Source organism: Pseudomonas sp. EA_35y_Pfl2_R111 (genome assembly GCF_963970955.1).
Lineage (GTDB): Bacteria > Pseudomonadota > Gammaproteobacteria > Pseudomonadales > Pseudomonadaceae > Aquipseudomonas.
Genome location: NZ_CAXAOM010000008.1, coordinates 1 through 18,447 on the forward strand (window position 1 = coordinate 1; position 18,447 = coordinate 18,447).

At 57.8% G+C, this 18,447-nt stretch carries 22 protein-coding genes; 2 read left to right on the top strand and 20 right to left on the bottom strand.

Annotated elements, in window-relative coordinates:
* The first annotated feature begins 214 nt into the window (after positions 1 to 214).
* Complete coding sequence (locus tag AACY25_RS20615; RefSeq protein WP_339527209.1) at positions 215 to 3,616, top strand: HNH endonuclease; 3,402 nt, start codon at positions 215 to 217, stop codon at positions 3,614 to 3,616.
* A gap of 7 nt (positions 3,617 to 3,623) precedes the next feature.
* A complete protein-coding gene (locus AACY25_RS20620; protein WP_339527211.1) occupies positions 3,624 to 4,100 on the top strand; it encodes an SMI1/KNR4 family protein in 477 nt (158 codons plus the stop codon).
* A 383-nt stretch (positions 4,101 to 4,483) separates the two neighbouring features.
* On the opposite strand, the gene AACY25_RS20625 is transcribed toward AACY25_RS20620, so the two are convergent.
* Genes AACY25_RS20625 through AACY25_RS20720 form a run of 20 tightly spaced genes read right to left on the bottom strand, consistent with a single transcriptional unit; the run spans position 4,484 to position 18,434 of the window.
* Entirely contained in the window at positions 4,484 to 5,206 is a 723-nt protein-coding gene (locus AACY25_RS20625) for a sigma-70 family RNA polymerase sigma factor (RefSeq protein WP_339527213.1), read from the bottom strand.
* Positions 5,207 to 5,220: 14 nt separating this feature from the next.
* Complete coding sequence (gene fliP, locus AACY25_RS20630; RefSeq protein ID WP_339527215.1) at positions 5,221 to 5,949, bottom strand: flagellar type III secretion system pore protein FliP; 729 nt, start codon at positions 5,947 to 5,949, stop codon at positions 5,221 to 5,223.
* Positions 5,950 to 5,955: 6 nt separating this feature from the next.
* A complete protein-coding gene (locus AACY25_RS20635; protein ID WP_339527217.1) occupies positions 5,956 to 6,306 on the bottom strand; it encodes a hypothetical protein in 351 nt (116 codons plus the stop codon).
* A 38-nt stretch (positions 6,307 to 6,344) separates the two neighbouring features.
* On the bottom strand, positions 6,345 to 6,650 hold the full coding sequence (locus tag AACY25_RS20640) for a FliM/FliN family flagellar motor C-terminal domain-containing protein (RefSeq protein WP_269383587.1): 306 nt from the start codon (positions 6,648 to 6,650) through the stop codon (positions 6,345 to 6,347).
* Between the two features lie 33 nt (positions 6,651 to 6,683).
* Positions 6,684 to 7,433: a FliM/FliN family flagellar motor C-terminal domain-containing protein gene (locus AACY25_RS20645; protein WP_339527220.1), complete on the bottom strand. Its 750-nt coding sequence runs from the start codon at positions 7,431 to 7,433 to the stop codon at positions 6,684 to 6,686.
* A gap of 3 nt (positions 7,434 to 7,436) precedes the next feature.
* The gene (gene flgF / locus AACY25_RS20650; RefSeq protein ID WP_339527222.1) at positions 7,437 to 8,615 is read right to left on the bottom strand and encodes a flagellar basal-body rod protein FlgF; all 1,179 of its coding nucleotides are present in this window, start codon (positions 8,613 to 8,615) and stop codon (positions 7,437 to 7,439) included.
* A gap of 9 nt (positions 8,616 to 8,624) precedes the next feature.
* Positions 8,625 to 9,041 (bottom strand): flagellar hook assembly protein FlgD, encoded by a 417-nt coding sequence (locus AACY25_RS20655; RefSeq protein ID WP_339527224.1) that lies wholly within the window; start codon positions 9,039 to 9,041, stop codon positions 8,625 to 8,627.
* Positions 9,031 to 9,822 carry a hypothetical protein gene (locus AACY25_RS20660; RefSeq protein WP_339527226.1) on the bottom strand — a complete coding sequence of 264 codons (792 nt, stop codon included), beginning with the start codon at positions 9,820 to 9,822 and terminating at the stop codon, positions 9,031 to 9,033. Before AACY25_RS20660 ends, AACY25_RS20655 begins: the two co-directional genes overlap by 11 nt.
* Positions 9,812 to 10,273 carry a hypothetical protein gene (locus AACY25_RS20665; RefSeq protein ID WP_339527228.1) on the bottom strand — a complete coding sequence of 154 codons (462 nt, stop codon included), beginning with the start codon at positions 10,271 to 10,273 and terminating at the stop codon, positions 9,812 to 9,814. The genes AACY25_RS20660 and AACY25_RS20665 overlap by 11 nt, the downstream gene beginning before the upstream one ends.
* Complete coding sequence (locus AACY25_RS20670; protein WP_339527230.1) at positions 10,263 to 11,582, bottom strand: FliI/YscN family ATPase; 1,320 nt, start codon at positions 11,580 to 11,582, stop codon at positions 10,263 to 10,265. Before AACY25_RS20670 ends, AACY25_RS20665 begins: the two co-directional genes overlap by 11 nt.
* A gap of 10 nt (positions 11,583 to 11,592) precedes the next feature.
* The gene (locus AACY25_RS20675; protein ID WP_339527232.1) at positions 11,593 to 12,330 is read right to left on the bottom strand and encodes a FliH/SctL family protein; all 738 of its coding nucleotides are present in this window, start codon (positions 12,328 to 12,330) and stop codon (positions 11,593 to 11,595) included.
* The gene (locus AACY25_RS20680; RefSeq protein WP_339527234.1) at positions 12,317 to 12,787 is read right to left on the bottom strand and encodes a hypothetical protein; all 471 of its coding nucleotides are present in this window, start codon (positions 12,785 to 12,787) and stop codon (positions 12,317 to 12,319) included. The genes AACY25_RS20675 and AACY25_RS20680 overlap by 14 nt, the downstream gene beginning before the upstream one ends.
* Before the next feature lie 3 nt (positions 12,788 to 12,790).
* On the bottom strand, positions 12,791 to 14,191 hold the full coding sequence (gene fliF, locus AACY25_RS20685; RefSeq protein ID WP_339527235.1) for a flagellar basal-body MS-ring/collar protein FliF: 1,401 nt from the start codon (positions 14,189 to 14,191) through the stop codon (positions 12,791 to 12,793).
* A 3-nt stretch (positions 14,192 to 14,194) separates the two neighbouring features.
* Positions 14,195 to 14,491, bottom strand: coding sequence for a flagellar hook-basal body complex protein FliE (gene fliE / locus AACY25_RS20690; RefSeq protein ID WP_339527236.1), 297 nt, complete (start codon positions 14,489 to 14,491; stop codon positions 14,195 to 14,197).
* Positions 14,492 to 14,493: 2 nt separating this feature from the next.
* A complete protein-coding gene (locus AACY25_RS20695; RefSeq protein ID WP_269383601.1) occupies positions 14,494 to 14,889 on the bottom strand; it encodes a flagellar basal body rod protein FlgC in 396 nt (131 codons plus the stop codon).
* 2 nt (positions 14,890 to 14,891) lie between these two features.
* On the bottom strand, positions 14,892 to 15,269 hold the full coding sequence (locus AACY25_RS20700) for a hypothetical protein (protein ID WP_339527239.1): 378 nt from the start codon (positions 15,267 to 15,269) through the stop codon (positions 14,892 to 14,894).
* A gap of 9 nt (positions 15,270 to 15,278) precedes the next feature.
* On the bottom strand, positions 15,279 to 16,388 hold the full coding sequence (locus AACY25_RS20705; protein WP_339527240.1) for a flagellar basal body P-ring protein FlgI: 1,110 nt from the start codon (positions 16,386 to 16,388) through the stop codon (positions 15,279 to 15,281).
* Positions 16,385 to 16,960, bottom strand: a complete 576-nt coding sequence (locus tag AACY25_RS20710) for a flagellar basal body L-ring protein FlgH (RefSeq protein ID WP_339527241.1) — start codon at positions 16,958 to 16,960, stop codon at positions 16,385 to 16,387. The genes AACY25_RS20705 and AACY25_RS20710 overlap by 4 nt, the downstream gene beginning before the upstream one ends.
* On the bottom strand, positions 16,947 to 17,657 hold the full coding sequence (gene flgA, locus AACY25_RS20715) for a flagellar basal body P-ring formation chaperone FlgA (RefSeq protein ID WP_339527243.1): 711 nt from the start codon (positions 17,655 to 17,657) through the stop codon (positions 16,947 to 16,949). Before flgA ends, AACY25_RS20710 begins: the two co-directional genes overlap by 14 nt.
* Before the next feature lie 3 nt (positions 17,658 to 17,660).
* A complete protein-coding gene (locus AACY25_RS20720) occupies positions 17,661 to 18,434 on the bottom strand; it encodes a flagellar hook-basal body protein (RefSeq protein WP_339527245.1) in 774 nt (257 codons plus the stop codon).
* Positions 18,435 to 18,447 lie beyond the last annotated feature (13 nt).

Below are 18,447 nucleotides of genomic sequence, written 5' to 3' on the forward strand. Positions count from 1 at the left end.
GGATGGGCTCAACAATACGCTGACGTGGACCTACAACGCGGCGGACTTCGGAAGGCTTAGTGTAAGGAAGGATCTGGCAGGCAGGACCTATACATTTACCTACAACGGGTTTGGGCAGGTAATTAAAGAAGCGTTGGGCATGCCACCTTTAATTGGAGGGCCACCCAGTTATGCAGTCTTGCCAAACAGGACTTATATATATTATGCCAACGGCATGACCAAATCCATTACTGACGAGTCTAGTAGGATTTTCAAAGGAGAGTTCTGTATTCAAACCAGTATTTATAGTTATGACCTCTCAGGTAACAAATTAAGAGAAATAAACACCGTAAACTCCAGTGGCTTTGGTGCTTTCGATAGCGCGTCAGAAGTTCGTTATAACTTTGATGAGCAGGGTAGGTTGAGGGAGGTCAAAGCCCCTGCCGGCACCCAACCTGATTCATGGGTATCTGCTGTAAATACCGCACGAATCGATACTCTAAAATATAAATTTGATGAATTAGGTAATCGTCGTCAAGCCTATTTAGACACTACGGACCATTTGGGTGCTCGCAAGGTTATAGACAACTGGTATAAGTACGACCTGGAAGGGCGCGTGCTGGTAATAGATGGATATAAGAATTCCAATAATCAAGTGGTCGCGGGCAAGGTCGGTGCTCTGAGTAAGGGCCAGGCTTTGAGCTATGATGCTAACGGGCGGCGACTATCATCGGAGCAATGGCAAAAAACAATCAGCTCCTCCGAGTTTTATCAGCACAACGAATACGCATACAACGACCTTGGCCAAGTGCTGAGTTCCAGTATGCGTCAAATAACGCGGGGATTAAATGCTGACAGTGCGCAGGAGGCTAATGCTATTGGTGCTGCAGGCTTGGTCTTTGCCAGCACTTATGATGTTCGTGGCAACCGTCAGAGCCAAGTTGATTATAATGCTAGTGGCGTTGCAACCGGCTCTACCAGTTATAGCTATCGCGGTGACGGCCAGGCTGCCAGTCAGCTGACTTATACTATTGCCAGTGGCGTGCAAAAAAACTCACAGTCGAGCTATTTTAACGAAGCAGGTATGCTTGACGCAGTAGGTAATCAAAAGTCATATCGCTATGTGATTTATACTTCCAGCGGGAGCATAAATTATCGAGGAAATAATTTCAAAACCTACGAGCTTTTCGATACCTATAAAGATCAGCGCACTATCGCAACACTGAGCATTTACAGCTCTCCTGGGGAGACAAATTTCTATTACTCTGACCGTGGGCAGCTAGAAGCAATTAACATTAACAATAATGATGCGCGTCACTTCATCTCTAATCGCAGTGGAGATGTTTTTGCAATAAACAAGTACTGGGGGACATCTTCAACTAGCTATCAGAATTTTATTTATACACAGGGCGCAACTTTGGCCCGGTATGGCAGAGCTAGCACTCCGGAAATCACCGACACCTTTACCCCTATCTCACCAGATTATCCGGCTCGCACACCCAGTAGTTATGTGGTCAATCAAGGCGATACTTTGGCCAGTATTGCCCAGACACTGTGGGGCGACTCGAAGATGTGGTACCTAATCGCCGACGCCAACGGCCTCGCCACCAGCGCCGTACTTCCACCTGGCGATAGCCTGAAAATCCCCAACGTAGTAAGCAGCACTCACAACGACGCGACCACCTTCAAGCCTTACAACCTAGACGAAATCATCGGCAACACCACTCCAACCGCCAAACCGCTCCCGCCACCTCCGCCAAAGGGTAAAAAAAATAAATGCGGTGGAATTGCCAAAGTAGTGATGGTGGTTGTGGCTGTTGTGGTGACTGTGTTCACGGCGGGAGCCGCACTGGCTGCCATTGCACCGGCAGCAGCTGGGGCTGTCGGCACCCTGGGAGGGTTGGCTAGCGCGGGCATGACAGCATTGGCTGGTGGTAGTTGGGCAGCAGTTGGTGCGGCAGCTATTGGCGGGGCTGTTGGGAGCGCCGCTTCACAAATGGCGGGAAAGGCCATGGGGGTAGTGGATGACTTCTCCTGGAGACAGGTCGCTGCAGGTGGATTGACTGCCGGCGTTACAGCAGGGATGACCGGACTGGCGCAGGCTGGACAGTTAGGGACCTTGGCGCAAAAAACCACCCAAGCCATGTCACATGCTAAATACGGGTATACGGCACAGGGCGTATTCAATTACGCCAGTAGCCAGGCAATTAACCGCATCGTCGGCCTGGATACCACATTCAGCTGGAGCGGACTGGCCGCTTCAGTGGTGGGTGCCAACATCGGAGGGTATGTTGGCAACAGCAGCGGTATTGGTGGCATGCCTGGGGCGATGATTAAAGGTCAAATCAGCGCCCATGCCTCAGCGGCGATCAACGACAAATGGTTCGGCGGCTCGCGGCCTAACTATGGCCAGGTCGCAGCGGATGCGTTTGGTAATACGCTGGCAAATTTTGCCGTGGATCAGATGCAGAGAGCGGGTACTAGTGAAGTAAATCAAAACAGACTAGCAGCCGCAGGAGATCCATTTGGTGAAGAGGCTTATGCCCGCTATTACGGCATGGAGCCAGGACAACGTTCTGATGCAGCCCTTCCATATGACGCGTGGCGTAGAAGCCAGATTGATAATTTTGATCTTGCCTATGGGCGTGGAGATGCGCCGACTTTACTTATCACCCAGGCATTAGGTGGCCCTCAGGAGGCAGAGGGATTGAGTCCTCTATTTTCGGCCAGTCTAAATAGCGATACAGATCTTCTGGGCACCAATAGGGCTGAATTTAACTCCGGCTATTTTGCTCTTGATATGGCAAATGCTGCAGGGGCGAGCCTCTACAACCTTGGCGCCTATGGGATCAATGCCGCATGGGCAGGACTCAACATCACCCCAATCGCTTACTCGGCGGTAAGTGGGCGGACCTTTGATCAGGCAAGTCAGGATATCTTCGTTTTAGGGGCTCAGCTTGGTCCTTACGGGGTAGGTGCCTCACGCTTGCTGGCCCCGAATGCCTTGAGGCTAGGAGCGAAGCTCGATAACCTGAGACCAGCAACCACTCAGCCCTTGCGGCGGTTGGGTGAGGTTAATGAAGATGTACCGATTGTTCCAAACAAGACATCAATTGCCTCTAATGTGCGCATAACAGGTGAGCTGGATCCAGATACCGCAAAAATTTATGCTGAAATAAATGCTGCTAGATCGAACTTGGTAAAACCACGAAAACCAACATCGGACAACACAAACATTGGTAACATAACTACCAACGTGGATGGAACAACTACAGTGACACTTAAATCCAGCAACAAAAATGTGAATAACTTGAGTGTTATTTATGATGCTGAGGGGTTCCCTGATTTTGGTCCATTCCTTTATGATAAAGGAGTCAATACTGTAAATCTCAAGCTGACGGGTAATAGGAATCACGATTTTGCTTTGGCAAATCAGCTTGCAGGATTTGGCAGTACTGCTAAATCTACACCTAAAAACTTTACTTGGCATCACCATCAAGATTTAGGGGTTATGCAGTTAGTACGGACGGATGTTCACAAACTCTCTCCGCATACAGGTGGTGTATCAATATGGCAAAAAGCGTTTGGCTTTGATTACATGCCGAAGAGTAATGCAGCCAATCCATTTTTAGAGTAGGTGGGTGATGAAAATTAAAGTTACTCCTATTGCTGATTCCGTTAATGAAGATGTTATTAAGAGGTTTGAGGAGGCATTGGGAAGCAAGTTGCCGGAAGATTATCGTGGCTTTATGCTTGATCACAATGGAGGCGACCCAGAAGAAAGGTGTGTTTTTAAGCTTAAAGGTGTTGATGGGCCTTATTCTGAGTCATTGGTGCGCTACCTCTTTGCTTTTTCAGCCGAGACGGATGAGAGCATTGAATATAATTATGAGGTTTATACTCTGGCAAAAAGATTGCCTGAAAACATTCTCCCAATCGGAGAAGATCCTGGAGGCAACTTGATTTGCCTCTCTTTTCAAGGAGAGGATGCGGGTAAAGTGTATTTCTGGGATCATGAGCAAGAGGGGCTAACTGAATCCTCTTCGACATATAGTAATTTACAAATTATTGCAGATAATTTTTATGAGTTTATTGATGGATTAGAAGAGGAAAGCTATTGAATAGAAAAGCCCAGCAGTAGCGCTGCAATGCAGTTTACTTAACGGAGCAGCTTTACGGCCAACTGGATATAGGATCCTGGACAACTTCACCGTTCAGCTAAAGGGGGGGGGGCGTAGTGATTATTTTTTGATCAGTTAAGCTGTCGATCGGAAGGCACGGGGTTAGGCCTTATATTTGACGCACTTCTTCGTTTTCTAGTTTTAGATTGCCATGCTTCCGGACTGAGTTGTGCTCTCCTGAAGCGGGTTCTAGTAACCTGCTGCGATACGATGAGTATAGGTTCGCTCAACACAATCCTAAAGTTGCCCATGTGTGCTCGAAAGCGCTGCAGGCATTTCAGGGACCGCGTGCTAGCCACTCTGAGCTTGCCCACCGCCACGCCTTACCACCTTACCTCCATCCCCTCCTGCTCCTCATACCCCCTACGAATCCTCTTTAACGCCTGCGCATGAATCTGCGATACCCGTGATTTGCTGACCCCTAGCAATTCGCTTAGCGCAACAAAGCTCAGGTGCTGGTAGTAGTGACCAACAATCACCTGGCGTTCGTTAGCCGGGAGTTTTCCCACCAGTTGGCTGAGGCTGTCGTCGCGGGCTTCCTGGGCGTAGAAACTAAGGGGGTCGTTATCGACCGGTTCCTGATCCAGTACGCCGAGTTCAAGGAAGTAACCGAAGGCCAGGTCGACGGCGGCGTTAACTACCAGTTCGAGGTCGGCATCGGTGTCGGCGAAGCAGTTGGCACCGCTGATGCTGGCGAGTCGGTCCTTACTAACAGGGCGGCTGTCTTTGACGTAGCAGGACAGGCCCTTGAGTACCGCGCCCTTGATAAAGGGCTCGGCGTAGCTGCGGAAACGCACTTGGCGCAGCGGATCGAAACCGTCGATGGCTTGTAGCAAGCCAATGGACGCCAGATTGAGGTAGTCGGCCCATTCGGCCAGGGGGTGCGGGTAGCGGCTGTACAGGTAGCCGGCCAGGGTGCGCAGCCAGGGGCTGTGGAAGAAAAATAGCTGGCTGCGGGTGGCCAGCTCTTTAGTGGCGAGCCAGTTCCGCCAGAGCTTTTGCTCTTCGTCGCTCTGCGTGGGCTCTGCAGTTTCGGCTAGGGCCATGGCGGGTGCGCGGCTCAGCCCACGCTGCGGATCAGGGTCTGGGCGATCAGGCCCCAGCCATCGATCAGCAGAAACAGCATGATTTTCAGCGGTAAGGAAATGGTAATGGGCGGCACCATGATCATGCCGAGCGACATCAGGATCGAGGCGACGATCAGGTCGATAATTAGAAACGGCAGAAAGATCATAAAGCCGATCTGAAATGCCAGTTTCAACTCGCTGAGCATAAAGGCCGGGATCAGTCGGGTCGGCGACAGCTCTTCCAAGGTCTTGGGCAGCGGCTCTTTGGCCAACTCATGAATCAGGGTCAGGTCGGACTCCTGGGTCTGGCGCACCATAAAGTCACGAAAAGGCAACCAGCTCGCTTGCGCCGCCTCTTCTAGCGAGGCCTGTTGAGCCAGGAACGGCTTGGCGCCGGCGTCATAAGCCTGCTGCAGGGTCGGCGCCATCACGAACAGGGTGAGGAACATCGCCAGCACGATCAGCACGATATTCGGCGGCGTTTGCTGCAGGCCCAGAGCATGGCGCACCAGCGAGAGCACGACAATATTGCGGGTGAAGGTGGTCAGGGCAATCATGCCGAAGGGTATCAGCGAGAGCAGCGTCATCAGGGCGAAGACGCTGACCGGCGAGCCGAACGAGGTGGCGCTGAAGCTTTCCCAGCTGGGCGTTTCATCGGCCGCCAGGGCCACGCCGGGAACAACGCTTAGGGCAGCAATCACAATACGATTGATAAACATCATGGCGGGCTAAGGCTGCTCTGCTGGTAGAGGGGCTTTTGCGAGAGGGGGCGTGCCCGCAGGCTGGGCCGGTAAGACGGTAACCGTGGTGCCGGTCAGCGATTCGGCCACCAGCAAATCGGCCGATGCGGTTTTCAGCAGGTACACCTTGGTCCGCGCAGACAGGCGTAGCGCCGTGGTGCACTGCAACTGCGCCTGTTGGGCAGGCAGCACGCCGAGGTTGCCGCGCTTGGCGTACCAGCGCAGCACTAAATAGACTGCGGCCAGCAACAACGCGGTGATCAGCATCACCTTGATGATCAGCGCGAGGGAAACCGGGTCGTCGGTACGCAGCGCCAGCTGCGTTGCCTCTACGGGCAAGCTGGCAACACTAGGGCTCGCAGGTAGCGTTGTGGCACTCACAGTATTTCAGTCAACTGGATACCGAAGTTATCGTCCACTGCCACTAAAGTGCCCCTCGCTATGGCTTTGCCATCGAGGTTGAGGGTGGCAGGCTCGTTCACCTGCGTGAGCAGTTTGACGACATCGCCGGCTTTCAAGTTGAACAACTCGTCAACACTCAGTTCCGCTGAACCCAACTCGACGCTTAGTTCGACCATGACATGTTTGATCAGCCCCATATCTCGTTTGATCAACGGAGTGAGTTGGCTATTCGCCACCGGTCGGGCTTCATCCAGCTCGATATGATCAACCACAGTAGTCATTGGTTATTGCTCCTGAATTTTTGACGGCAAGAATTATTTAGTTAATTGCAATGCGAGGTGATCTTGATGGCGCGCGAGATAGCCCTCGGCCACGACCTTGGCTTGCTCGGTTGTTAGCCTTAATGGTTGAGCCAACTCAGTGCGCGCGCGCAGGATGTCACCCGCCTGCAAGTCATTCATCTCCCCAAGGGCGAGGCTGGCCAGCGGCAGACGTACATGCAATTTAATCTTCGCTTTGCCTATAGCCGCCTGGCGATTAACCAGAGCAGGCAGAGTCGGCAACGACGGTAAGTGCTGTTCCAGCAAAGCGGCATCGAGCAGCACATAAAGCTGCGTGTCCGGCCCGGCGATGTTCAGTAAAAGCCTGTCGCTGTACAAACCACCCGGCGCGTTGGGCGCTTCGGCAACCAAGTCCTCGAAAGGCGCTTGTTGCAGCTCAGCCAACAGTGCATTGACCAGGGCCAGCTGTGCCTGGACCAGCAAGTGCCGGGCGGTTGCATCCTCTGGAATATTCTTCGCGTGAACGCCGAACAGCAGCTGCCGCCAGGCGTCGGGCTGCTGCCCCGCCAGCCAGATCGAACCGGCACGGCCCTGGGCTTTTTGCCAGGCCAGGGAAGTCACGGCCTCTTGCTTGGCCAGCGCGGTTTCGTCGCTGCACTGACTCAGCCAAGGGACCTGCTCGTCGACAAAGCACCACTGTGCGCGCCAGTTAGCGACCGCCTCGGGGAATAGCTTGCTCGCAGCATCCAAACGGCTTTTACCCAGAAAACCCAAGCGTCTCATCGGTCAGCCCCCACGTGTACCGTTGTAGAGTTGCTCAAGCAACTCATTGGAAACCGTCATAACCCGCGAACTGGCCTGGTAACCACGCTGAATGATAAGAATGTCGCCAAACTCCTGGGCCAGATCGATGTTCGACAACTCCAGATAACCGCCTTGAATGCGGCCAAACTGTGCCTCACCTGCGCGGCCAAATTGCGGCCGCAAGGAGTCTGGAGCACGGTAGAGGGATTTTTCTGCGGCAATCAGCGCACGTTGATCGGCAAAATCAGCCAAGGCCAACTGACTGCCGTCACGCTTTTCACCGTTGGAGTAGGTGAATTTGATAATGCCTTTTTCGTCGAAATTGAAGGTGCTCAGACCTGCAACTGCGCTGCCATCGACAACCTTAGCCCCCAGAGTGTGGCTCGGACCGCTGGCAACCTGCGAAGCCAGGTTATAGCTACCGGGTGTACCAAAATCCAATAGGATATTTTGGGTGGCACCATTCGCGGTCAGCGGCACGCTAATGGTGTTGAAGCCTGCCAATGGACTGCCATTTGCGGCGAAGGTAATGAGCCCCGTTTGCAGTATCACCCCTTGTGCATCAACCACCTCAACTTGCCAACTGTTCTCCGGTACCAGCTGAATTTCGAATTTGACTGTGAGGGTGTGTGTAGAGCCAGAGGCGTCGAAAACTTTAAGGGTATTAATCTGATGCGATGACTCAGTTGGCCCACTACGCGCCAGAGTGCCCACCATTTCCACACGCGTTGTGGGCTTTGGTGGCAGTGTGCGCTGTGACTGGATATTGATGTCCTGCAGGTTTCCGGCAGCATCGATACTCTGGACTCGATTCTGGGTTACCGACTCGACAAGGTAACCATCCTTGTCGACGACAAACTGCCCGGCGCGGGTAAAAAACACTTCGTCCTGCGCGTTGTGCAGCACGAAATAACCCGCCCCGGTGATAGCGGCGTTGCTGTCGTTACCGGTCTGGCGGGTTTCACCTGCCTTGGTGCGAACCTCGGTGCCGGCAATGCCCGCACCCAGGCCCTGGCCATCCTGGCCATTGATGCTGCGGTAAAAAGTGTCATTGCCACGGTAGCCTGGTGTGTTCATGTTGGAAACGTTATTGGAGACGTTGTCCAAGCCTTTGGAAAAGGCAAAGAGACCACTCATACCGTTGAAGAATGCTTGTAGCATCACGCCTCCTTAAAGTCTGACCAGTTTGATCTGCGAGAGCCGCACATCAGGCAGTACAGTGCCGTTAGCGCCATTGACGGTCAGCACCGGCCCCGCCGCGGAGAAGGCGATCGCCGCAACCGAGCCAATCAAGGAACCGCCCGATTCGGTGCTCACCTCAACCTGACGCCCCAACAAGCCTAGGGACTGTGCCGTAGCATTCATGGCCACCAGGTTATTGGTGTTCTCGTTGGTAATACGGGTTTGCTCGAGGTTGGCGAACTGCGCCATCTGAGCAAGAAACTCACGGTTATTGATCGGCTCCAGGGGATCCTGGAACGTCAACTCTGTAAGGAACAGCTTGATAAAGTCTTCCTGGCCAAGACGGCTCTGAGCAAGCTCGGAAGTAGTCGATGCCAGAGGGCTGCCAATAGCTTCAATGGCCATGCTGTTTCTCTCCTTGAATACTCAATGAGGAGGGCCGCTGCCAAACGCAGCGCCCATTGATCCATATTTGTTCTGGTTGCTCGGGCTGGGCGTGCATGCGCACCAACAACTCGTCGACCAGCGATTCTTGCTCGTCCGAGGTTAGGTGGTAATCGCGAATCAGCAGTTCGATACCATTGCCACGCGGCAACACCAAGCTGCTGCGCTGCGGCCATTTCTGCGCGAGATAACGACTTAGCTGCTCGTCGAAGATTGCCTCGCTGCCATCGGAGTTCGAGACCTGGTGACTGCTGTTGCTGGCGAATGCATCGGCGCTGGCCTGCACCTGGGTAGCGGTTTGCTGCGCGGCCGGGGCCGGCATAACAACCGGCGTGCGCTGAACCTCGGCCATGGCGTTGTAGCCCTGAGCGGCTTGCTCCGCGCTCTGCAGAAAGCCATAGGGCAGATGGGACAGGTGTTGCCCGGCCCGCATGCCCAGCGGATACAGCTCAACCACGCCTGGCAGCTGCGCCAGTTGGCGTTGTTGAAACAATGCTGCCTGGGCCTGATCGGCGACTGTCTCGCTTGGCAACAGCGCAGCTTCGGCTAGCGGCACATCGGCCCGCGGGCCGTCCTGCTGAGAGCTCTGCCCGGCTGAATCGCGGGGCTGTTCTTGCGTCTGGGTTTGGCTTTTGAGCCCCAGCTTGTCGCTGAAATTAGCGGCGACATTGGGCTGCGCGGCTGGCTGGCCATTGTTGTTGCCCTGCCGGTTCCACAGCGACACTTCCACTCTAAAGTCCATGGGCGCCTCCCTGAGCTTGTTGCGCGTCAGCGATATCGATCTGTTCCTGGCCGCGCGCGTACTGCAGTAATTCGTCGGCGACCCGGCCATGGGCCTTGCCGGCGACATCTTCATCGACCTTGGATTTGAGCAACGCCTGCATCGCGTGCTGGTGTTCGGCACGGGCGCTGGCAACGCGCTGCTTATGTTCCTGCACTTGGCTGTGGGCGGCCAATTGGGTCAGCAGGCGCTGCTCGTGCAGGAAGGGGTCGAGCAGCACGCCGGAGCCAATTTGCTGCTGGGCCTTGGCCAGAATGCTGGCGTAGCAAGCCTGTTCGTCACGCAGCAGGCGCTCCGCGTCGTTCAGTACGCGACGCGCCCGGCCCTGACCGAGCTCGGCCTTTTCCCGCTGCAGGGCGCGCAAGCGCATGGCCGCATCGAGCTGGCGCAGTTTCCGTTGCTTATCTTGCATGGCCAGCTCCCTTGCTCAATTGACGAGCCAGCTGCTGCACGGCCTGCCAGGACTTCTCGACCGGGTGATGCTCTTGCGGAGATTGCTTGAGCAAGGCATCCACCTCGGGCTTTAGCTCGATCATGCTGTCGAGCAGCGGGTGGCTGCCTTTTTCGTAGGCACCCAACTCGATCAAATCTTCGCTGTTGCTGTAGGTGCCCATGGCGCCGCGAACGCGCTCGACTGCATCTTTCTGTTCTTTGCTGCGCAGGGAGCCGGCCAGGCGGCTGATGCTGTGCAGCACATCGATGGCCGGCCAATGGCCGCGGGCGGCGATATTGCGGCTGAGCACGATATGTCCGTCGAGAATGGCGCGCATATGGTCCGCCACTGGCTCGTTCATATCGTCGCCTTCCACCAGCACGGTATAGACGCCGGTAATCGAGCCCTGCCCACCGAGGTTGCCGGCTCGCTCCATCAGCGGCGGCAGCAAGGCGAACACCGACGGCGGATAACCGCGGCTGCCCATAGGTTCGCCGGTGGACAGGCCAATCTCGCGTTGCGCCAGGGCGAAGCGGGTGATCGAGTCCATGATCAGCAACACATGCTTGCCTTGGGCGCGGAACCATTCGGCGATGGTGGTGGCGGTATAGGCGGCCTGGCGGCGCAACACGGCTGGCTGTTCTGCCGCTGCGGCAATCACCACGGCTTTTTTCAAACCCTCGGGGCCGAGGCTCTCGCGGATAAAATCGCCCACTTCGCGGCCGCGCTCGCCGATCAGTGCGATGACGATAACGTCTGCGGCGGTGTACTTGCTCATCATGCCCAGCAGGGTGCTCTTGCCCACGCCGCTGCCGGCGAAGATGCCGATGCGCTGGCCGCGCCCCAGGGGAATGAAAATATCCACGGCCTTAACGCCGGTCACCAGCGCCTTGTCGATGGGCGCGCGATGCAGCGGATTGATAGGCTCGACGAAGCGCGGCATGCGTTTTAGGCCCTGGGGAAACGGCAAATCGTCGAGAGGTTGGCAAGTAGCATCGAGCACACGACCGAGCAATGCCGCACCGACCGGCACGCTGTAGGCCTCTCCGCGCGCGACTACTTCACTGGCTAGGCACAGGCCATCGACCGAGCCATAAGGCATCAGCAACGCATGCTCGCTACGCAGCCCAACCACCTCGGCGACAATCGAGCGACCACCTCGGGCCGGCAGGATATCCACCAGTTCACCGAGCTTGACGTCGAGCCCGGTGGCTTCCAGCACCATGCCCTGGATGGCGGTCAGACGGCCCAGCCGCCGACACAGGTTGGCTTGGGTCAGGCGCGGCATTAGCTGCTCCTCAAGCGTGCGCCACACGGCCTTCCCCTTGCGCGTCTTGCAGTAGCGCTTGTTTGATCGCAGCCAACTGGGTTTCCAGGCCAGCGTCCAGTTGCCCCGTGCCGAAATCGATCAGGCAACTGCCAGCGGCGGCGTCGTGATCGATCTGAAAACAGGCAAAGCGGCCTTCTTCTGCAGCATTCGCAGTGAGGCTGGCGTAATCGGCGGCCGATACGCGGATGCGCAACGGCTTGCTGAGCCGGTATTGCTCAATGGCTTGCGCCGCCAAGTCGGCGACCAGGGGACGGGATACCAAGTGTTGGCCGAGTACCCGCATCACCGCTGCTAACGCCAGGCGACCCACCACTGGCTGCATGGCTTCAAGCGCTTGCTCGCTGTGTTTGGCCAGCGCTTGTGCCAGATCGCTCAGGCGTTGTTGCTCCTGCTCCAGGGCCAAACGCAGAGCACTTTCCTTTTTCTGCCACTGGCGGGCTTGTTCTTGCTGCTGTTCGGCCAGGGCTTTGCTTGCGGCATCACGAGCCGCGGCCAGGCCGCTTTGCCGGGCCTCGTCGGCAAGCAGGGCCAGCTCGGCGGCAAAGGTGCCACGCAGCGAATCCAGCGTGTGGCTACGCGCGTCCGGCGCAGCAGTTGGCGCCGCTCCGCCGCTATGCAACCCAGGTAGGCGGCGCGTGCCGAGGCTTTGTTGCGGTTGCCGCAGCACGCCCGCGTCAGCCGTGCTTTTCGAATCAGGCTCTTGCATCGTCACTCCCTTGCCCTTCTACCTGGCCGTCCAACTGGCCGTCCAAATAGCCACGCAGGCTTTGCACCAGAGCTGGCGGCACCGGCTGTTTGGCAAAGGCATTGTCCCAGCGACGAACCGCTGCGGCGCTCGGTAGAGCGTCGATCAGCTGGCGCCGCTGCGCCTGTTCCTGCAGTTGCAAGAGCAGCCCGCACCAGAACGGATGTTCCGCGCGGCTTACGCTGGCGGCCAGCGATGTACCGGGTGTCGCTGGAATCAACGGCCGCTCGAGCAGTTCCGCCATCACGGCACTCACCACCGAGGGGTCGGCAGCCAGACCGAGCAGATTGATTTCCTGCAACAGGTCGTCTATTCGCTGCCTTTCGGAGGCGTCGAGTTGCGCCAGAATCCACTCACGATCTTCGGCGTGGATACAGGCCAGGCGGATAGCCAGTTTGCGCAGGAGAGAAATTCCCATGGCTTAGCGTCCTTCCACCAGCCAGCGGCGCAAGTCCACCAGCAACTGCTCACGCTCGACGGACGACAAGCGTGGTTGCTCGATCACCGTAACCCGGCGCGTGCGCGCCCGTGACCAGAGCAGCAGCAAAGCCAGCGACAGCACGGCGGCCAACGCCGCGCCGCCCCAGCGCAACCAGGGCATATCGGCTGGCAACTGTGCGGCCGGCTCCTCAATGACTACTTCAGGCTGGCTAAGAGCAGTGGCTATCGGCGCTTTGATCGGCTGGGCTGTTTCAGCCTCTACCGCCGCCAGCGGATTCTCCGGGATATAGGCGATCACCAACTGGTCGCCGCGCTGCGCATCCAGCCCCAGTGCGGCCTCGAGCAAGCGGCGCATTTCCTTCACATCTTCATCTGCCAGCGCCGCCGTCAGCACCACGCCGACGCTGATTCGCTCGATCTTGCCGGCAGCGTGCTCGATCTCCGCCCGCTCCTTGCCGATTACGTATTCCGTTTCGCGGGTGCTTTGCGTGCGTTTGCCGTCCGCGCTACCGGTCGAGGTTTCGCTGGAGCTGACTTCCTTGGCATGCCGCAGCGATTCCTTGCCACCGCCCAGCGGCAGCTCGCGAACCGACTTGATACGGTCGAAATTCATCTGCACCCGCACCGAGATTTCCGCACCTGCGCTGCCCAACGGCCGGCGCAGCAGGTGTTCGGCTTTGGTCTGCAAATCGCGCTCGATCTGCGCGGCCATCTGCAAATATTCCGGGGCGGAGGCTGCGCCGTCGGCCTGGTTGAGCAACTGGCCGTCCTCATTGAGCACCACCACGCGCTCAGGGTCCATGCCCTCGACTGCCGAGGCCACCAATTGCTGAATGCCGCGTACCCGTTGCGTGTTGAGGATGGCGTCAGAGCGCAAGCGCACTATTACCGAAGCCTTGGCCTGTTCCTCGGCATGCTGGTAGAGCCCGGCCTTCTTGAAGGTCAGGTGTACGCGGGCATATTGCACCTCGGAGATGCTCATCACCGTACGCGCCAGTTCGCCCTCCAGCGCGCGCTGGTAATTGATCTTCTGGCTGAACTCGGACATGCCATAGTCGGCCTGATCGAACAGTTCGAAGCCAACGCCTGCGCGAGTAGGAATACCGGACTCGGCCAGGTGCATGCGCGCCGCTGCGATGGTTTCCGCAGGCACCTCGATCAGCCCTTCCTTGGCATTGATCCGGTACGGCAGCTGCCACTGACCCAGGGTGGCGAGAATTTCCGCCTGGGAAGCCTCGCTGGCATCCTTGTAAAGCGCGACATAGCTGGGCTTGAACAACCACCAGGCAGCAGCTGTAAACAGGCCGATGATCAGGACCAAGCCAGCGACGAAGAGACCGGAACGGCCAGCGAAGGGAGAAGACAAGGATTGATTTTCCATGGGTTAGATCTGCAGCCGAGTCAGTTCCTGGTAGGCATCTACCAGGCGATTGCGCACTTCAACGGCCAGCTGCAACGACAGCTTCGCCTGCTCCATGGCCATTACCAGCTCATGGGTGGCGACGTTCTCGCCGACGGCATAAGCCGAAAGCAGCTCGCTGGCGCGGTTGGTCTGTTCCGTCAAACCGGTGCTGCCGGATTTCAGCAAGGCGCCAAAATCGGTGGCAGATGGCTCGCCGATCGTCGAAGTGGCGGCGGCGCCTTCAGGCATCCAGGCAATAGGTGATATCGCGGTAGTCATGGTCACTTTCCAATTTCAAAGGCTTTGAGCGACATAGCACGCAAGCTGTTGTAGGCGCGGATATTGGCCTCATAGGCACGGGTAGCCGAAACCAGGGTGGCCATTTCGTTGGCCGCCTCGATTTTCGGGTAATGCACCATGCCGTTTTCGTCGGCCATGGGATGGCTGGGGTCTTGCACCACGCGAGTATCGTTGCCCAACTGCGGTTGGATATTGGGTTGGCTGAGGCCCACTTGAGCAGCAAAGCTCGACGGCGCGGCGACCCTTAGCAGCGGCGAAGCGTCCCCTGGATTGAGCGCCACATTGGCCAGCGCCAGGTTGTAACCGGCTACTTCGGCGCGGGTACGCTCGTAGGTCATGCCGGCGCGAATCACGTCGCTGATGTTTTCCAACGGCATGCTTAGCGACCTCCTCGGATGGCCAATTGCATCAGCGCAAACTGCCGCGATACGCCATCGGCCAGGGCCTGGTAACGGCCGCTGGCGGCGGACATCTCAGCCACTTCACCATCCAGTGCCAGGGGCGCGGTGGTCGGTTGCGTTTGCAGGTAGGCGTCTAGATCCTGCTGCTGCAGCGATTGCAGGGCCTGGGCGAACAACTCGGGGCTGCCCCGAGTCGCGCGCAGTGCTGCCAAGGCGCCGGTGGAATCGAGGCGCATGGCTTGGCTGCCGGGCACGTTGGCCATCGCGATATTGTGCGCCGCTACCTTGGCGCGCATATGCTCCAGGTTCATCGCGAGGCGCACGGTGTCGATGGCAAGACTCAAGTCAGCTGACATCATTCACTCCTATTGAATAATCAGCTCGGCGTGCAACGCGCCGGCCTGCTTGATGGCTTGAAGCACGGTAATAACTTCCCGTGTGCTCAATTTCACTTTATTGAGGGCCTGCACCAGATCGCTGACTGTGGCGCCTTGGGCGAGCTGCACCGGCGCACGCAGCTCTTCATCAACCGTCAGCTCGGTGTCCGGCACCACCACCGTGCTGATATTTGCTCCGGGGCGAATCAGCGCCGTCGGCTGGGAGACCTGGAATTTGGTGCTGATCATCACGTTGAGGTTGCCTTGGGAGACATTCACCTCGCCGATCTGCACATTGCCGCCCGCGACCACGGTACCGGTTCGCTCGTTGACCACCACCCGGGCGGTGTAATCCGGTGCCACCGCCAGGTTTTCGATGCGCGAAATCAACCGCGGCAAGGGCGTGCCGGGCGCAACCGCGACCTCAACCTTGGCGGCGTGTACCACCCGCACACCCGCCAACCCCAGCTGGCGGGTCATGGTGTCGGCGATACGTTGCGCGGTGGTGTAGTCGGGTTCGTGCAGGATCAGCACCAGATTGCCCGAGGCGCCATCGTTGGCGGTGAAGGCCGAACGCTCGACACTGGCACCGAGGGGAATTCGCCCCACTGTCGGGTGGTTTTTCTGCACCGAGTTGGAATTGGCTTCGAAGACGTAGCCGCCGACCGAAACCGGACCTTGGGCCAGGGCATAGAGCTTTTCGTCCGGGCCGTATAAAGGCGTCATCAGCAAGGTGCCGCCGAGCAGGCTACGGGCATCGCCGAGGGAGGACACCTCGACATCAAGCTTATCGCCCGATTCGCTGAACGAACGCAGGGAGCCGGTAATCATAACCGCCGCCGTATTACGCGTATTCAAATCGCCCACATCGACGTTCACATTGAAGTGCTTGAGGGTATTGACCAGTGCCTGGCGGGTCGCTCGATTGCGTTCGCTGTCGCCACTGCCGGCTAGGCCAACCACAAGCCCGTAGCCGATCAAGGAATAATCGCGAACGCCCTGGATGCGCGTCAGTTCCTTGATCCGCACATCGGCGCAGGCCGCCTGGCCCCATAGGCTCAGCAACAGCGCGAGCAAAACTACCGGGGACGTCCTCATAGAATTCGCAGCCACTTTAAGAATTTGAAGATGATGTTCTGCTTCTGCGCATCGGTGACCACGCCGTCGCCAATAATGTCGATCTGCGCATCGGCCAAGCGGAAGGACAGCACCGTGTTGTCGTAACTGATGTCATCCGGGCGCACCAAGCCGCTGACGCGGATCTGCTGCTGCTCGTCGTTCACCGTCAGCATTTGCTCGCCGCTGACACGCAATAGACCTTCCGGCAACTCTTCGACGATGCGCACCGAGACATTGGCGCGCACCTGGCCGCGACGGCTGGTTTGGCCCTCGCCGTTGGTGTCGCCCTGCAAGCCCAAACCGACTTGATAGGAATTGCTATCGGTGGTGGCGCTGCCGAGGATGTTGGTTTGGCTGTCGGCTCCAGTGCCGGCGGAGCTTTCCGCGCTGGTCGACTCGATCACCAGCACGGTCAGGGTCTCGCCAACGTGATGGCCGCGACGATCGCCGGTCAGCGAGCGATAGCCGTCCGCGTTGATCAAGCTCTGCCCACAGGCCAGTACTGGAACGGTGAGCCATACCAACAGCCACCAGGCGTTACCTTTGCACATGAACTTCTCCTTTACCGCTGACCACCGCCAGAAGGCTCGACTCGGCACCCTCGACCAACACCGGTACAGTTTCACCCAGCACGCCGGCACGCATGACCTTGCCCTGGGTACGCAACATCAGGCCGGGGCCATAGACGATCACGTCGACCATTGCATCGCGCTTCACCAGGGGTTCCGCTTGCAGGTGTCGGTTCAAGATCGGCATGCCGGCATTGGCAGCCGCGGTCAGCCACAGGCCATCCAGGTTCTCCGGCAAATCGCTGAGGCGTAGTTGCAACGCCGCCACATCGACCTGCTCGCGCCGGGGTTCGGCTTCAGCCAATGCACGGCCGGGGCGGGCATTGCGGCCATAGACCCAGACGTCGCGCAGCGCACGCACCTTGAACCAGACCGTCACCGTACTGGCGCGCTCGCGCCCACATGCTTTGCCCTGCAACTCCACCGCCACCCGGCTGCGCAGCCCCTGGGTCACCAGACGCACCTGCGGCCGAGTCATTGCCGGCATCTCGCCAATCGGCAGCAACTCCAGCTGCACACCATCGGCCGCAAGCGCCGGCTCAACACCTTCGAGCACATGGGCGAGTAACGCCTGCTGCGCAACCGGCGTAGGCGCGCAGGTGCTCTCGGCCGCAGGCGGATTGCTCCAGGCGCAGCTCATGGCGAACAGGCTCAACCAGGCCAGTCGGTGGCTCTTCATCACTTAACGGCGCAGGTTGTTGATGGTTTCGAGGATCTGATCGCTGGCCTGCAGCAGCCGCGCGTTCATCTGGTAGGCGCGTTGCGCCAGAACCAGGCCGCTCATCTCATCGATCAGGTTGACGTTGGACATCTCCACATAGCCCTGCAGCAGCACGCCCTGGCCGTCACGGCCTGGCTCGGCATAGGCCGCTGCGCCGCTCAGCTGAGTCGGGCGGTACATGCCGTCGCTGAGTTTTTGCAGGTTTTCTGCACTGGCGAATTTGGCCAACTGAACCTGACCGAGGTTGATGATTTCACCTGTCTCGGCGATGGTCGCCTGAACCATACCGTCCTGCTTGATCAGCAACTTGCTGGCATCCGGCGGTATACGCAGATCGGAGGTCAATACCTGCCCACCGCTCAGCGCCAATTGCCCGTCGGCGTCGCGATGAAAGCGCCCAGCGCGGGTGTAGGCCAACTCGCCGGTGGGCAACGCCACTTCGAAAAAGCCGTCGCCTTGAATCGCTAAATCCAGACCATTACCGCTCTCGCGCACAGTGCCCGGACTGAACACCTGCGTCGCTTGCCCGGCCTGGATACCAGCGCCGGAGAGCATGGCGGAGGTGACTGCACCGCTTTCGTCGCGGGTCGATACCTGGCGCACCATGTCATGGAAATTGACCTGGCTACGCTTGTAGCCAATGGTCTGCATATTGGCAACGTTGTTGGAAATGCTATCAATCCAGGCCTGGTTTGCAGTCAAACCGGAGCTGGCAATACTCAGTGCATCTATCATGGCCCGTCCCTTG